The sequence below is a fragment of the Variovorax sp. YR216 genome (assembly GCF_900107745.1).
Lineage (GTDB): Bacteria > Pseudomonadota > Gammaproteobacteria > Burkholderiales > Burkholderiaceae_C > Variovorax.
Genome location: NZ_FNRO01000001.1, coordinates 848,482 through 862,290, shown reverse-complemented (window position 1 = coordinate 862,290; position 13,809 = coordinate 848,482). Strand labels below are relative to the sequence as shown.

14 protein-coding genes are annotated in these 13,809 nt (G+C 67.8%); 7 read left to right on the top strand and 7 right to left on the bottom strand.

Annotated elements, in window-relative coordinates; translation table 11 throughout:
• Window positions 1–16: 16 nt before the first annotated feature.
• From BLW05_RS04060 to BLW05_RS04050, 3 genes are read right to left on the bottom strand one after another with little or no spacing between them, the layout of a single operon-like run.
• On the bottom strand, window positions 17–595 hold the full coding sequence (locus BLW05_RS04060) for a peroxidase-related enzyme (protein WP_093159925.1): 579 nt from the start codon (window positions 593–595) through the stop codon (window positions 17–19).
• Window positions 596–626: 31 nt separating this feature from the next.
• The gene (gene eutC / locus BLW05_RS04055) at window positions 627–1,397 is read right to left on the bottom strand and encodes an ethanolamine ammonia-lyase subunit EutC (RefSeq protein WP_093159922.1); all 771 of its coding nucleotides are present in this window, start codon (window positions 1,395–1,397) and stop codon (window positions 627–629) included.
• The gene (locus tag BLW05_RS04050) at window positions 1,394–2,788 is read right to left on the bottom strand and encodes an ethanolamine ammonia-lyase subunit EutB (RefSeq protein WP_093159919.1); all 1,395 of its coding nucleotides are present in this window, start codon (window positions 2,786–2,788) and stop codon (window positions 1,394–1,396) included. Before BLW05_RS04050 ends, eutC begins: the two co-directional genes overlap by 4 nt.
• Window positions 2,789–2,907: 119 nt before the next feature.
• Here BLW05_RS04050 and BLW05_RS04045 point away from each other — a divergent pair, with 119 nt between their 5' ends.
• Window positions 2,908–3,282 carry an FKBP-type peptidyl-prolyl cis-trans isomerase gene (locus BLW05_RS04045; protein WP_371126915.1) on the top strand — a complete coding sequence of 125 codons (375 nt, stop codon included), beginning with the start codon at window positions 2,908–2,910 and terminating at the stop codon, window positions 3,280–3,282.
• 12 nt (window positions 3,283–3,294) lie between these two features.
• Here the strand turns inward: BLW05_RS04045 and BLW05_RS04040 are convergent, their stop codons facing one another.
• On the bottom strand, window positions 3,295–4,893 hold the full coding sequence (locus BLW05_RS04040; RefSeq protein WP_093159913.1) for an OpgD/OpgG family glucan biosynthesis protein: 1,599 nt from the start codon (window positions 4,891–4,893) through the stop codon (window positions 3,295–3,297).
• A 175-nt stretch (window positions 4,894–5,068) separates the two neighbouring features.
• Here BLW05_RS04040 and ada point away from each other — a divergent pair, with 175 nt between their 5' ends.
• Genes ada through alkB form a run of 3 tightly spaced genes read left to right on the top strand, consistent with a single transcriptional unit; the run spans window position 5,069 to window position 7,509 of the window.
• Entirely contained in the window at window positions 5,069–6,151 is a 1,083-nt protein-coding gene (gene ada, locus BLW05_RS04035; protein WP_371126910.1) for a bifunctional DNA-binding transcriptional regulator/O6-methylguanine-DNA methyltransferase Ada, read from the top strand.
• Window positions 6,148–6,858 carry a 2OG-Fe(II) oxygenase gene (locus tag BLW05_RS04030; protein WP_093159911.1) on the top strand — a complete coding sequence of 237 codons (711 nt, stop codon included), beginning with the start codon at window positions 6,148–6,150 and terminating at the stop codon, window positions 6,856–6,858. Before ada ends, BLW05_RS04030 begins: the two co-directional genes overlap by 4 nt.
• Before the next feature lie 3 nt (window positions 6,859–6,861).
• The gene (gene alkB, locus BLW05_RS04025; RefSeq protein ID WP_093159908.1) at window positions 6,862–7,509 is read left to right on the top strand and encodes a DNA oxidative demethylase AlkB; all 648 of its coding nucleotides are present in this window, start codon (window positions 6,862–6,864) and stop codon (window positions 7,507–7,509) included.
• A 36-nt stretch (window positions 7,510–7,545) separates the two neighbouring features.
• Here alkB and BLW05_RS04020 read toward each other — a convergent pair whose 3' ends face one another.
• Together BLW05_RS04020 and BLW05_RS04015 are read right to left on the bottom strand one after the other, a co-directional pair.
• Window positions 7,546–8,595 carry an MBL fold metallo-hydrolase gene (locus tag BLW05_RS04020; protein ID WP_093159905.1) on the bottom strand — a complete coding sequence of 350 codons (1,050 nt, stop codon included), beginning with the start codon at window positions 8,593–8,595 and terminating at the stop codon, window positions 7,546–7,548.
• Window positions 8,596–8,607: 12 nt separating this feature from the next.
• Window positions 8,608–9,168: a LuxR C-terminal-related transcriptional regulator gene (locus BLW05_RS04015; protein ID WP_177142549.1), complete on the bottom strand. Its 561-nt coding sequence runs from the start codon at window positions 9,166–9,168 to the stop codon at window positions 8,608–8,610.
• Window positions 9,169–9,295: 127 nt separating this feature from the next.
• Between BLW05_RS04015 and BLW05_RS04010 the strand changes: the two genes are divergently transcribed.
• The 3 genes from BLW05_RS04010 (at window position 9,296) to BLW05_RS04000 (ending at window position 12,199) form a co-directional block, all read left to right on the top strand.
• Complete coding sequence (locus BLW05_RS04010; protein WP_093159900.1) at window positions 9,296–10,093, top strand: CoA transferase subunit A; 798 nt, start codon at window positions 9,296–9,298, stop codon at window positions 10,091–10,093.
• 1 nt (window position 10,094) lies between these two features.
• Window positions 10,095–10,733, top strand: coding sequence for a 3-oxoacid CoA-transferase subunit B (locus BLW05_RS04005; RefSeq protein WP_093159897.1), 639 nt, complete (start codon window positions 10,095–10,097; stop codon window positions 10,731–10,733).
• 86 nt (window positions 10,734–10,819) lie between these two features.
• Entirely contained in the window at window positions 10,820–12,199 is a 1,380-nt protein-coding gene (locus BLW05_RS04000; RefSeq protein WP_093159895.1) for a CoA transferase, read from the top strand.
• A 16-nt stretch (window positions 12,200–12,215) separates the two neighbouring features.
• On the opposite strand, the gene BLW05_RS03995 is transcribed toward BLW05_RS04000, so the two are convergent.
• Window positions 12,216–13,784: a Na/Pi cotransporter family protein gene (locus BLW05_RS03995; RefSeq protein WP_093159892.1), complete on the bottom strand. Its 1,569-nt coding sequence runs from the start codon at window positions 13,782–13,784 to the stop codon at window positions 12,216–12,218.
• Between the last annotated feature and the right edge of the window lie 25 nt (window positions 13,785–13,809).

Genomic DNA, 13,809 nt, shown 5'->3' with positions numbered 1-13,809 from the left:
CCCTCGCCACGGGCTGCTATTTCTTCTCGCGCGGCAATCGCCCAAGCAGGTAGAACTCCGGATTCGGCAGCATGCCGCTGAAGCTCGCCATGCGGTTGGAGAGCCCGAAGAACGCGGTGATCGCGGCGATGTCCCAGATGTCCTCGTCGCTGAATCCGTGGGCATGCAGCGGCGGGAAATCGTCTTCGTCGATCTCGTGCGAGCGCTCGCACACCTTCATCGCGAATTCGAGCATTGCCCGCTGCCTGGGCGTGATGTCGGCCTTGCGCCAGTTGACGGCCACCTGGTCGGCCACCAGCGGCTTCTTCTCGTAGATACGCAGCAGCGCGCCGTGCGCGACCACGCAGTAGAGGCACTGGTTGGCCGCACTCGTGGCGGTCACGATCATCTCGCGGTCGCCCTTGGTGAGCGAGCCGTCTTCCTTCAGCATCAGCGCGTCGTGGTAGGCGAAGAACGCGCGCCATTCCGCGGGCCGGCGCGCGAGCGCGAGGAACACGTTGGGCACGAAGCCCGCCTTTTCCTGCACTTCGAGCACCGCGGCGCGGATGTCGTCGGGCAGGTCCTTGATTTCGGCGAGGGGATAGCGATCGGTCATGGGGTCTCCTGATGAACCGCAACGCCGCCGATCATAGGGAGTCGCCTTCGTCGACCAGTGCCAGATGGCTTTCGTCCTTCAAGTCGACGCCGGTGATGCTGCGCCGCAGCGATTCGCGAATCAGCCATGCGAGCCTGAACGCCGCAGCGGCGTAACCGAGGCCCTCGGGGCGGATGTTGGAAATGCAGTTGCGCTCGGCATCGTGCCGCCCGCGGCGCGGTGCGTGCGTGATGTAGACGCCCAGGCTGTCCGGCGAGCTGAGGCCCGGGCGTTCGCCGATCAGGATGATCGACAGGCGCGCGCCGAGATCCTCCGCGATCTCGTCCGCCAGCGCGACGCGGGCCTGGGATGCAATCACGACGGGCGTCAGCAAAAGCCCCGGTGGCAGCTTCGGCCGCAGTTCCGCCAGGAGCGGTGCGGCATGCCGTTCGATGGCCATCGACGACAGCCCGTCGCCGATCACGATGCAGAGGTCTTTGGGCGTGCCGGCCCGCGAGCGCAGCCGCGATGAATCCTCGGGCGCGAGCTGCCGCCCGAGATCGGGCCGCCGCAGGTAGTACGCACGATCGCCTGCTCGGCTGTGGACCTGTTCGGTTTCCCAGCCCTGGGCGTTCAAGGTGTTCGCGAGCGCCTGCACGTCGAGCGCCGCGTGGATCGCATCGCGCGCCATCGCGTGCGCCCAGCCGAAGCGCAGCACTTCGTTCGTGGGCATGCCCGCGCCGGTGCGGCCGAGCGCGATGCGGGCAGGCGTCGCCCCGCGCCAGAGGTCCAGCGGGTTGTGGGTGATGAGGGGATCGTTCATCCTGCGAGCGCCTTCAGCGAGGCCATGTCGGAGAGCATGGCGTTGGAGGAGGGTGGTGCGATGCGTCCCGCCGCATCGGTGATCCGCATGCGCTGCAGCCAGGCCTCGAACTCGGGCGCGCGCTTGAGACCCATCGTCTCGCGCAGGAACAGCGCATCGTGGAACGAGGTGCTCTGGTAGTTCAGCATCACGTCGTCCGCGCCCGGCACGCCCATGATGAAGTTGATGCCGGCGGTGCCGAGCAGCACCAGCAGCGTGTCCATGTCATCCTGGTCCGCTTCGGCGTGGTTGGTGTAGCAGATGTCGCAACCCAGCGGCAGGCCCAGCAGCTTGCCGCAGAAGTGGTCCTCGAGACCGGCGCGGATGATCTGCTTGCCGTCGTAGAGGTACTCCGGCCCGATGAAGCCCACCACGGTGTTGATCAGCAAGGGCTTGTACCGCCGCGCGAGGCCATAGGCGCGGGCCTCGCACGTCTGCTGGTCGACGCCGAAATTGGCATTGGCCGAAAGCGCGCTGCCCTGGCCGGTCTCGAAATACATGACGTTGTCGCCGGCGGTCCCCCGCTTCATCGCGAGGGCAGTTGCGTAGGCTTCGTCGAGCAGCTCGGGCGTGATGCCGAAGGAGCGGTTCGTCTTCTCGGTGCCGCCGATGGACTGGAACACCAGATCGACCGGCGCGCCGCCCTCGGCCAGCTTCAGCGTGTTGGTGACATGCGTGAGCACGCAGCTCTGCGTCGGGATCTGGAAGCGCTGGATCACCTCGTCGAGCATGCGCAGCAGGTTGCCGAGCACCTGCATGCTGTCGGACGCGGGGTTGATGCCGATCACCGCGTCGCCTGCACCCAGCAGCAGTCCGTCGAGCAGCGACGCCGCGATGCCGCGCAGATCGTCGGTCGGGTGGTTGGGCTGCAGCCGCACGGCCAGGTGCCCGGGCAGGCCGATGGTGTCGCGGAAACGCGTGACGACGCTGCACTTGCGCGCGACCGCCACGAGGTCCTGATTGCGCATCAGCTTGGACACCGCGGCCACCATCTCCGGCGTGAGACCGGGGGCGAGCGCCGTCAGTGCCTGCGTGTCCGCCTGCTCCGACAGCAGCCAGTTGCGGAAGTCGCCCACAGTCAGATGCGCCACGGGCGCGAACGCCTGCCCGTCATGGCCATCGATGATGAGCCGGGTGATGTTGTCTTCTTCGTACGGAACCAGCGCTTCGTTGAGAAACTGCTTCAGCGGCGTTTCCGCCAGGACGTGACGCGCCGCGAGGCGCTGCTGCGCCGTCGCGGCCGCGATCTCCGCGAGATAGTCACCCGAACGGGCCGGACTCGCGCAGGCCATCACCTGTTTCAGATCGGCGAATTCGAAGACCTGCGAATCGATCGTGGTTCGGTAGCGCATGGGCGTGGGCCTGCAAGAGCGGTGCCAAGCGGGTTTGCGGGGCGGCAATAATGAACCGGTTCATTCAAACATCAAAGGGGTTCTCCGTGCGATCCATTCTCTGTACCGCCATCGTTTCGATGTTCGTGCTGCCGGCCGCCTTCGCGCAATCGGCGCCCGTGACCAAGCCGAGCGGGCTGATCTTCCAGTCGCTCGTGGACGGCAAGGGTGCATCGCCGGCCGCCACCGACGTCGTGCGGGTGCACTACCGCGGAACCTTCCCCGACGGCAAGGAGTTCGACAGCTCCTTCAAGCGCGGCGAGCCGGCCGAGTTTCCGCTCAATGGCGTGATCCCCTGCTGGACCGAAGGCGTGCAGCTCATGAAGGTCGGCGGCAAGGCCAAGCTGACCTGCCCGCCGGGGATCGCTTACGGCAAGCGGGGATCGGGCGGGGTGATTCCGCCGGATGCGACGCTCAACTTCGAGATCGAGCTGCTTGGCATCAAGGGCAAGTGAGCCCGCTGGGGATCAGAAGGGTTGGAACTGATAAAGCCAGGTCTCCGTCAACGTCTGATCCCCGTTCTTCATATACAGCCGCATATCCACCGGATCGGCCCCTTCAGCGGTGAAGTCGAACTGAGCCCGCCAATGCCCCGGCACGCCATTCGGCACCGCCTCGGCAAAGATGTACGAGAACTTGCCGCGCGAAGCGGTCAGCACCAGTTCGGGCTTGACGCCGAAGGGCAGTGCTTCGAGCGGCTTGCCGATGAACTCGACCATGAACTTGCGCACCCCCTGAGGCCGCTGCGTGCCGGGCTGTCCGCCGCGCCCGATGCGCGTCGCCACGCAGCGCGCCAGCGGCGACGGGAAGGGCTCCTCGGCCGACCAGTGCAGCCGGTACTTGAGCTCGAAGGTCGAACCCGCCTTGGCGGGCGTCTTGGGCACCCAGCAGGCGAGGATGTTGTCGTGGATCTCGTCGTCGGTCGGAATCTCGATGAGCTGCACCGAGCCTTCGCCCCACTGGCCGAGCGGCTCGACCCAGAGGCTCGGGCGCTTGTCGTAGTAGACGCCATCCTGGTAGTGGTCGAACGCGCGGTCGCGCTGCAAGAGGCCGAATCCGCGCGGGTCGTTGTCGCTGAAGGCCGATGCGCGGGTCTGCGTCGGATTGTTGAGCGGACGCCAGATGCGCTCGCCAGCGCCGTTCCACATCGCGAGGCCGTCGGAGTCGTGCACCTCGGGGCGCCAGTCGATGCCGGTGGGCTTTACGGTCTCCGAATACCAGTACATCGAGGTCAGCGGCGTCAGGCCGAAGCGGCCGATGTCGCGGCGCAGGAAGAGGCGGGCGTCGATATCCATCAGCACCGCCTTGCCCCGTTGCAGGACGAACTTGTAGGCGCCGGTGATGCTGGGTCCTTCGAGCAGGGCGTAGACGGTCACGGCGTTTGACGAATCGTTCGCCGGCGGCTCGAAGTAGAACTGGGTGAAGGTCGGAAACTCCTCGGCGCGATCAGGCATGGCCGCATCGAGCGCGATGCCGCGGGCCGACAGGCCGTACTGGAACAGCTCGCCGATGGCGCGGAAGTACGACGCACCGAGGAAGGCCGCCCAGTCGTTGGTCTGCCACGGCAGCTTCTTCTGGTCGCCGAGCCGGCTTTCCTGCAGGCGGAAGCCCGCGAAGCCGGCGCCGTCGGGCAACTGGCGCGCGGGGCTGTCGGGCGGCATCGTGAAGTACGCCGGGTCGTAGACGATCTCGCGCGCGAAGCTGTCGCCTCCCGCGGTTTCCAGCACGTGCATGTGCACCGGTACCTGGAAGTAGCGGCCCAGGTGGAAAAAGGTGACCGGGAACTGCCCCGGGCCATCGCGGAAGAGGGCGTTGTCGGTGTTGAACTTGATCTTGCCGTGGGCGTCGTAGTCGATCCGCTCCAGGATGTCCGCCGGCAGGGACTTGTCGGCGACGTACGGCTGTGCGCCCAGCGTCTTCGCGTACGCCACGAGGCGCTCGAAGGAGAAGGGCCGCGGCTGGCTCAGCTGGAGTCCGGCGGCCGCGAATGCATCGGCGGAAATGCCCAGGGAAGCGAGCGCCAGCGAGGCGCCGCCTGCGGTGAGGAGTGAGCGTCGATCGATCATGTGCCGCAAATGTTAACGATGGCCCGGCGCCGGCACCGTAGGCCGATGGCTGAAATGGGCGCTGCAGTGTCGGTATCGTCCTACGATCGAATTCGAAAGCAAGCGGCGGAGTGTCCGTTCCGCCCCTGATCCCTACAGTGAATGCACCGATCAACGACACTGAAGGACGCAGGAAATGAACATGCGCAATGACAACGAGATGCGCGCGCTCGCCACGGTGAGCGATCCGCGCTGGGCCGCGGTGATGGCGCGCGATGCGAAGGTCGACGGCAGCTTCTTCTATTCGGTACGCACCACGGGGGTGTACTGCCGGCCGTCCTGCGCGTCGCGCCATGCGCGGCCGGAGAACATCGATTTCCACGCCACGGCGGCCGATGCCGAACGCGCGGGCTTCCGCCCGTGCCGGCGCTGCCGGCCCGACGAGCCTGCGCGGCCCCGCCAGCAGGCGGACCTTGTGGCGGCGCTGTGCCGTCACATCGAAAGCGCCGAGCAGGTCCCGACGCTGGACGAACTCGCCGAGCGCGCCGGGCTCAGCCCCTGGCACCTGCACCGGCTCTTCAAGGAAGTGACCGGGTTGACGCCGAAGGCGTATGCGGCCGCGCATCGCGCGAGCCGGGTGCGCCGCGAGCTGACGCGCAGCGACACGGTGACCGAGGCGATCTACGACGCGGGCTACAACTCGAACGGCCGCTTCTATGCGGATTCGAACGAAATCCTCGGCATGACGCCGACCGCCTGGCGTTCCGGCGGTGCGGACACCGAGATCCGCTTCGCGGTCGGCCAATGCGCGCTGGGCGCGATCCTCGTCGCGCAGAGCGGGCGCGGCGTCTGCGCGATTTCGCTGGGCGACGATCCCGACGCGCTGGCCCGGGAGCTGCAGGACCGGTTCCCGCGCGCGAGGCTGATCGGCGGCGATGCCGGATTCGAAGCGTTGGTCGCGAAGGTCGTCGGCTTCGTCGAGGCGCCGCGCGTGGGGCTGGATCTGCCGCTTGACGTGCGCGGCACGGCCTTCCAGCAGCGCGTCTGGCAGGCGCTGCGCGAGATCCCGGTGGGCGAGACGGCCAGCTACAGCGACATCGCGGAACGCATCGGTTCGCCGAAGTCGGTGCGCGCAGTGGCGCAGGCCTGCGGTGCGAATGCGCTCGCGGTGGCGATCCCCTGCCATCGTGTGGTGCGCAGCGACGGCAGCCTCTCGGGCTACCGCTGGGGCGTCGAACGCAAGGGCACGCTGCTGCGCCGGGAAGCCGAGCCGGCATGAGTTCGTGGAAAGAACGGGTGGCGCAGATGGACTGGGCGCAGGCCGAAGCCGATCTCGACGACCAGGGCTGCGCACTGCTGCCATCGTTGCTGACGCCCGGCGAGTGCGAGGCGCTCGCCGGGATGTACGGGGCCGACAAGCCCTTTCGCAGCCGCGTCGTGATGGAGCGGCACGGCTTCGGGCGCGGCGAGTACAAGTACTTCGCCTACCCGTTGCCGGAGCCCGTCGCGGCCTTGCGCGAGCGGATCTATCCGCACCTGGTGCCGATCGCGAACCGGTGGAACGAGATCTTGGACATCGATGTGCGCTATCCGGCGCGGCACGCCGAGTTCATCGACCGCTGCCATGCGGCGGGCCAGTTGCGGCCGACGCCCTTGTTGCTGCAGTACGCGCCCGACGACTACAACTGCCTGCACCAGGACTTGTACGGCGAGCATGTGTTTCCACTGCAGGTGGTCATCCTGCTGTCCGAACCCGGCCGCGATTTCACCGGCGGCGAGTTCGTGATGACGGAGCAGCGTCCGCGCATGCAGTCGCGCCCGATGGTGCTGCCGCTGCGGCAGGGCGATGCAGCGGTGATCGCGGTGCATCACCGGCCGGTGCAGGGCACGCGCGGTGCGTATCGCGTGAACCTGCGCCACGGCGTGAGCCGCGTGCGTTCGGGACGGCGGCATACGGCGGGGATCATCTTTCACGATGCCGAGTGAGCCATGACGCAAGACCTGTTCGACGATGAAGCGGCGGCCGCGGCACTGCCGCTCGGTCCCGGCGCCGTCGTGCTGCGCCGGTTCGCGCGGCCGGATGAAGCGCCCTTGCTGGATGCCGTCCGCGAGGTGATCGCGCAGGCGCCGCTGCGCCACATGGTCACGCCCGGCGGCTTGCGCATGTCGGTCGCGATGGCCAACTGCGGCGATCTCGGTTGGGTGAGCGACCGCACCGGCTACCGCTACGACACGAACGATCCCGAAAGCGGCAAGCCCTGGCCGAGATTGCCGGATGTCTTCAAGCAACTGGCGGCGGAAGCTGCGTCGCAGGCCGGCTTCGAGGGCTTCGCGCCCGATGCGTGCCTGGTCAATCGCTACGAACCGGGGACGCGGCTCTCGATGCACCAGGACCGCAACGAACGCGATTTCAGCCAGCCCATCGTGTCGGTGTCACTTGGCCTCTCCGCGGTGTTCCTGTTCGGGGGACCGAAGCGTTCGGACAAGGCGCGCCGCGTCCCGCTGGATCATGGCGACGTGGTGGTCTGGGGCGGGCCGGCCCGGCTGCACTACCACGGTGTGCTGCCGTTGAAGGAGGGCGTGCACCCGTTCTGGGATGGATGCCGGATCAATCTCACCTTTCGCAAAGCGGGCTGAACGCGGGGTTCGATTGGCTATGGTCGCCGGCATCGATCACCGGCGCGGCGGGAGACGCCGTGTCTCGCCGACCGCGACGGCGAAGAATTGCTCCTCCGGAATACCTTGTGCGTCGCGCACTTCCGCCAGCTTGCGCGGCGGCTCGTCGATCGCCTCGTCGCTCAGCTCGAAAACGCCCCAGTGGATGCCGAGCGAACGCTTGGCGCCCACGTCGGCGTGGATGCGCAGCGCCTCCTCGATATCCACGTGCTGCGACTTCATGAACCAGCGCGGCGCATAGGCGCCGATCGGGATCAACGCGATATCGAAGCCGCCGCCTTGCTCCGGCGTCTGCCGGTCGCTGAAGTGCCGGCGGATGTCGGCGAAGTCGCGCGAATAGCCGGTGTCGCCGGTGTAGAGCAGATGGCAGTCCGGCGCGAGCACCGCGAAGCCGCCCCACAGCGTTGCCATCGCATCGCGGGGGCTGCGCGACGACCAGTGCTGCGCGGGCACGAGCGCGATCTCCAGGTCCCCGTGCGCGCCGGGCACGGTGTGCCGGTCCCACCAATCGAGCTCGATTGCGTTGTGCATCCTGCGACTCGCCAGCCAGGGCTTGATGCCCAGCGGCACCACGAACAACGGCGGCCCGCCGGGCTGTCGGTTGAGCGCGTCGACCGACGGCGCGTCGAGATGGTCGTAGTGGTTGTGCGACACCAGCACCAGGTCCACGCGCGGCAGCTGCGACAGCGCGATCCCCGGCGGCGTGTGCCGCTTCGGCCCCGCAAAGCGCACCGGCGATGCGCGCGGCGAGAACATCGGATCGGTCAGCATCGTGAGTCCGCCCATCTGCACCATCACCGTTGCATGGCCGATCCAGGTGAAGCAGGGCACCATCGCGGTGCCGGCGCGGGCATTGGCGTGCAGCCATTCCAGCTCGGGCGCCACCCGCGGCGTCGGCGCGAGCGGTGACGGCGGCAGACGGTCGCGCAAGGCCTGCCGGCGCCAGCGCAGCAACTCCGACAGGCTCTTCGGCTGGAACTCCTCGTAGTTGTTCTGGAAGCCGCGTTCGCGGTGGTGCGGCCGGGCGGGGTCGGAGTAGCGGTTCATCGGTGTCGCAATCTATCCCGCAATCAGTTTCTGGACCAGCTCGGCGGTGGTGGCCGCGGCGTACTTGCGCATCAGCCGGGCACGGTGGATTTCGACGGTGCGGTGGCTGATCTGCAGCGCCTTGCCGATCTCCTTCGATGTGCGCCCCTGCATCACCTGCGCCGCCACTTCGCGCTCGCGCGGCGTGAGCTCCGCCTTGACCGAGCGGCGCGAGCCCAGGTCCTCGAAGGTCCAGATGCCGGCCTCGTGCGGCGCCTCGCGGTTCAGCGCCTGGCCGCTGACGTGGCACCAGAAGGTCTCGCCCGCGAACATGCCGTGCAGGTTGCCCAGCCGCTTCATCATGCGGTTGTCGGCATAGCGCCCGCTGGCGTTCAGAATCGGCTCCATGCGCTTGCCGATCCGCTCGAATTCGGCGACGCTCGGGTAGAGCACCTGGAAGGATTGGCCGACGAGCGCATCGCGCGTGGCGCCGAACATCTCGCACACGCGGGCGTTGCAGTCCACGATGATGCGGTGGCGAGACAGCACCATGCCCACCGGCGCGAGCTCGAAAGCCAGCCGGTAGTCGACCATCGGTAAATTTCCTTCGGGTGTCTCCATTACGAAATACTACGTATGTCTGTACGTAGTATCGTCTCAGTCTCGAATTCAGTCGGATTTCAGCCGGATTCAACCACCCACCACCACCGAACGAGGAACCATGGCGAACAAGATCTACCCCTCCGCCGACGCGGCGCTCAAGGGCGTCGTGGCCGACGGCCAGACCCTCGCTGTCGGAGGCTTCGGCCTCTGCGGCATCCCCGAAGCCCTGATCGATGCACTGCACGATTCCGGCGTCAAGAACCTCACCTGCATCTCGAACAACGCGGGCGTCGACGGCTTCGGCCTCGGCAAGCTGCTCGAGACGCGCCAGATCAAGAAGATGGTCGCGAGCTACGTCGGCGAGAACAAGGAGTTCGAGCGCCAGTACCTCGCGGGCGAGCTGGAACTCGAATTCACGCCACAGGGCACGCTGGCCGAGAAGCTGCGCGCCGGCGGCGCGGGCATCCCGGCCTTCTTCACCAAGACCGGCGTCGGCACGCAGGTCGCCGAAGGCAAGGAACTGCGCGAGTTCGACGGCGAGACCTACGTGATGGAACGCTCGCTCGTGCCCGATGTGGCGCTGGTCAAGGCCGACGTGGCCGACAAGTCCGGCAACCTGCGCTTCCGCCTGACGGCGCGCAACTTCAATCCGGCCGCTGCCATGGCCGGGAAGATCTGCATCGTCGAAGTCGAGAAGATCGTCGAGGTCGGCGAACTCGCGCCGGACGACATCCATCTGCCGGGCATCTACGTGCACCGCATCGTGCTCAACGCGACGCCCGAGAAGCGCATCGAGAAGCGCACCGTGAGCGCATCGGTCGATGCCGTCGCCGCCAAGGTCGAGGCCCAAGCTGCCATTGCGCAGGCCGCCGTCGGCTCGCCCGCCCCGGTCAAGAACAACACCAAAGGAGCCTGACATGCCCTGGAACCAGGACCAGATGGCCGCGCGCGCGGCCCAAGAACTCGAAGACGGCTTCTACGTCAACCTCGGCATCGGCATCCCCACCTTGGTTGCCAACTTCGTCGGCGACAAGGAAGTGTGGCTGCAGAGCGAAAACGGCATGCTCGGCATCGGCCCGTTCCCGACCGAAGACCAGGTCGACGCGGACCTGATCAACGCCGGCAAGCAGACGGTGACCACGCTGCCGGGCAGCGCCATCTTCGGCAGCCACGACAGCTTCGCGATGATCCGCGGCGGCAAGATCAATCTCTCGATCCTCGGTGCGATGCAGGTGAGCGAGAAGGGCGACCTCGCCAACTGGATGATCCCGGGCAAGATGGTCAAGGGCATGGGCGGCGCGATGGACCTGGTCGCGGGCGTCAAGCGCGTGATCGTGCTGATGGAGCATGTCGCCAAGAAGAAGGACGGCACCGAGGACCTCAAGATCCTCGACAACTGCTCGCTGCCGCTGACCGGCGTGGGCGTGGTCGACCGGATCATCACCGACCTGGGTGTGATCGACGTGACGCCGCAGGGCCTCAAGGTCGTCGAGCTGGCGCCGGGCGTGAGCTTCGAGCAGCTCCAGTCGAAGACCGGGCCGAAGCTGATCCAGTGATCGGCTGCGCGATGTAGCGCAACGAAAAGGGCAGGGTCGTGCGCGCGAACCCTGCCTTTTGTTTTTTGGAGAACGGAAGGCACGGCATGGATGCGAGCGAAGTCCTGAAAGGCATCTGGCGGCAGGCGGGCTTGCCGGACGAGGCACTGGCGCAGGCGCGGCTGACCGGTGCCGATCCGGTGCTGCCGTCGTCGTTCGCGGTGGGCGCGGCGGCGCAGAGCACCATCGCGGCCGCCGCGCTGGCCGCATGCGAGCTGGGCCATGCGCGCGGCGTGCCGCGCCAGCAAGTGGCGGTGGACATGCTGCACGCGGCGCTCGAATGCACCGCCTGGTTCAGCATCGACGGTCGCGTGCCGGACCTGTGGGATGCGTTCTCCGGGCTCTATCGGGCTTCCGACGGCTGGGTGCGCATTCATGCCAACTTCGCGCACCACCGCGAAGGCGCACTGCGGTTGCTGGGGCTCGATCCGGCAACGGCGCAACGCCCGGATGCCGAAACGGCGATGCAGACGTGGAAGGCGCAGGACTTCGAGGAAGCTGCTGCCGCCAACGGTCTCGTCGCGACGGCGTTGAGACGGTTCGACGAATGGGATGCGACGCCGCAGGGCCAGGCGCTCTCGGGCCAGCCGCTGTTCACCATCGAGCGCATCGGCGATGCGCGGCCGCTATCGCTACCGGCGCTGGCGGACGATGCGCGTCCGCTGTCAGGCGTGCGTGTGCTCGACCTCACGCGCATCCTCGCCGGCCCGGTCGGCGGCCGTGCGCTGGCAGCCTATGGCGCCGATGTGATGCTGGTCAACTCGCCGGACCTCCCCAACATCGAAGCCGTCGCGGACACGAGTCGCGGCAAGCTCTCCACGCACATCGATCTGCGGAGCGGAGCGGGGCGCGATGTGCTCGGCCGCTTGCTGAACGGCGCGCATGTGTTCATCCAGGGCTATCGGCCCGGCGGCATCGCGGCGCTGGGCTTCGGGCCGGAGGCTGCTGCGCGCGCGCGTCCGGGCATCGTCTATGTCTCGCTGACCGCCTACGGCACGCGAGGCCTGTGGGCATCGCGGCGCGGCTTCGATTCGCTCGTGCAGACGGCCATGGGCTTCAACCACGCCGAGGGCGAAGCCGCGGGCGGCGGCAAGCCCAGGCCGCTGCCGATGCAGATCCTCGACGAAGCGACCGGCTACCTGATCGCCATGGGTGCATCGGCCGCGATGTGCCGCCAGCAGCGCGAAGGCGGAAGCTGGCATGTGCAGGTGTCGCTCGCGCAGACGGGGCACTGGCTGCGCGGGCTGGGACGCGTGCCCGATGGGCTGAAGGCGGCGGTGCCCGACAGGGCGCCGTTTCTCGAATCCTCGCCTTCCGGCTTCGGCGAACTCACCGGCTTGAGCCACAGCGCGCAGTTGTCGCGCACACCGGCCGCATGGCCCCGGCCTTCGATGCCGCCCGGGAGCCACCCGCCGGTGTGGCCTTGATCGCCCAGGCCCCCGGCTACTCGCCTCTGGCTGCGTGCAGCGACTCGATCAGCTGCTGCGCTCCCTGAAGCGCACTCTCGGCCCATCGCAGCGATTCGAGCGCCGATGCGGCCGTCGCCGCCGGTACGCGGCGCAGGGCGACGTCGCCGAGAAGCCGTTCGCGTTCCGCTTTCCGTTCCTGGATGAGTTGCTCTCTGGCCTTTTCGACGGGTGAGGTCACCGCCGCGCCGGCTGCGGTTTCGGGTTCCTTCGTCGCATCGAGCCAGGAGGCCAATGCCCGGGCGCCCTCCGCGTAGCCGGGCGGCGGTTGCCAGTCGCTGACGGCCGCGGGAATGCGCGCGAGTTCCTGCTGCAGCGTCGAGAGGTCGTCCAGCGCATGGCAGATGCGCACGAGGCGGAACTCCGCGACGCTCGGGTCGATGGTGTCGAGCGACACCGATTCGAGGAACTGCTCGATCTGCTGGATCGCCTGGGTCGGCGGGACATAGCCGGCACGCTCGCCCGCGAGGCTGGCTCGAACGGCGTCGACCCCACCGCGCGCGACTTCGAGGATCGCCCGCCACGCGGCTTCGAGCGCGATCGTGCCGCCCGTGCGCGCGACGGCAGGTTCGAGGTGGCTCACGGCGGTTTCGCCGCCGCTGCCGGCGATGCGGCTGATGAACTGCGCGAAGCGGTCGAGCCACGGATAGAACACCATGACGCCCGCGAGCTTGAAGATGCTGCTGAAGGCCGCGAGCGCCAGCACGCCGTCGAGGTCGCCGAGCCGTCCGCCCAGCCACTCCGCCGCATTGACCAGCGGTCCGAGAAACGCGATGCCGAGCACGCCGACGACCAGGCTGAAGGTGACGTGGGCGATCGCGGTGCGCCGCACCGCCAGACCGCCGCCGAGCGCCGCGAGGGCGCTCGTCGCAGCCGTCCCGATGCTCTGCCCGACGACCATGGCGCACGCCTGCTCGAAGGTGAGCGAGCCCGCGTCGAGCGCCACCAGCGTGGTCGCCGCGGCGGCGCTCGAACTCTGCATCACGATCGTCATCACGATGCCGATCCCGGCCAGCACCCAGCGTGCGAAGAAGCCGGTGCCAGCGAACGCTTCGAGGTTCCAGGTGACGCCCTTCATCCCCGTCTGGAGAAAGTCGATCCCGGTGAAAAGCAGCCCGAAGCCGGCGAGGATCGCCCCGAGCGATCGCAGCCTGCCGCTGGCGACCAGCCAGAGCAGCGCGCCAACGCCCAGCAGCGGCAGGGCGCCATCGGCGATCCGGACGCGGAAGCCGAAGACTGCGATCAGCCACGGCGTCGAGGTGGTCCCGAAGGTGGCGCCGATGGTCACTCCGATGGCCTGCGTGAAGGTGATGAGACCTGCGCTGACGAAGCCGATGACGGTCAGGATCGTCGCGGTCGAGGACTGGATCGCCGCGGTGAACAGCGCTCCGGAGACCACGGCGCTGAAGCGTCCAGACACCGCGGTCTGGAGCGCCCGGCGAAGCGAATCGCCGGCGAAGCTTTTCAGGCCTTCGGTGAGATGGTGAATTCCCAGAAGGAAAAGGCCCAGTCCGCCGAGGACCTTCAGGGCGACATCTGTCTCCATGTGCTATCCCCCATGCCGGTCACGC

What these genes read in the sequence shown, in the direction of transcription:
- BLW05_RS04060 (WP_093159925.1), bottom strand. Translation starts at nt 595, where the DNA reads ATGACCGATCGCTATCCCCTCGCCGAAATCAAGGACCTGCCCGACGAC.
- eutC (WP_093159922.1), bottom strand. Translation starts at nt 1,397, where the DNA reads ATGAACGATCCCCTCATCACCCACAACCCGCTGGACCTCTGGCGCGGG.
- BLW05_RS04050 (WP_093159919.1), bottom strand. Translation starts at nt 2,788, where the DNA reads ATGCGCTACCGAACCACGATCGATTCGCAGGTCTTCGAATTCGCCGAT.
- BLW05_RS04045 (WP_371126915.1), top strand. Translation starts at nt 2,908, where the DNA reads ATGTTCGTGCTGCCGGCCGCCTTCGCGCAATCGGCGCCCGTGACCAAG.
- BLW05_RS04040 (WP_093159913.1), bottom strand. Translation starts at nt 4,893, where the DNA reads ATGATCGATCGACGCTCACTCCTCACCGCAGGCGGCGCCTCGCTGGCG.
- ada (WP_371126910.1), top strand. Translation starts at nt 5,069, where the DNA reads ATGAACATGCGCAATGACAACGAGATGCGCGCGCTCGCCACGGTGAGC.
- BLW05_RS04030 (WP_093159911.1), top strand. Translation starts at nt 6,148, where the DNA reads ATGAGTTCGTGGAAAGAACGGGTGGCGCAGATGGACTGGGCGCAGGCC.
- alkB (WP_093159908.1), top strand. Translation starts at nt 6,862, where the DNA reads ATGACGCAAGACCTGTTCGACGATGAAGCGGCGGCCGCGGCACTGCCG.
- BLW05_RS04020 (WP_093159905.1), bottom strand. Translation starts at nt 8,595, where the DNA reads ATGAACCGCTACTCCGACCCCGCCCGGCCGCACCACCGCGAACGCGGC.
- BLW05_RS04015 (WP_177142549.1), bottom strand. Translation starts at nt 9,168, where the DNA reads ATGGTCGACTACCGGCTGGCTTTCGAGCTCGCGCCGGTGGGCATGGTG.
- BLW05_RS04010 (WP_093159900.1), top strand. Translation starts at nt 9,296, where the DNA reads ATGGCGAACAAGATCTACCCCTCCGCCGACGCGGCGCTCAAGGGCGTC.
- BLW05_RS04005 (WP_093159897.1), top strand. Translation starts at nt 10,095, where the DNA reads ATGCCCTGGAACCAGGACCAGATGGCCGCGCGCGCGGCCCAAGAACTC.
- BLW05_RS04000 (WP_093159895.1), top strand. Translation starts at nt 10,820, where the DNA reads ATGGATGCGAGCGAAGTCCTGAAAGGCATCTGGCGGCAGGCGGGCTTG.
- BLW05_RS03995 (WP_093159892.1), bottom strand. Translation starts at nt 13,784, where the DNA reads ATGGAGACAGATGTCGCCCTGAAGGTCCTCGGCGGACTGGGCCTTTTC.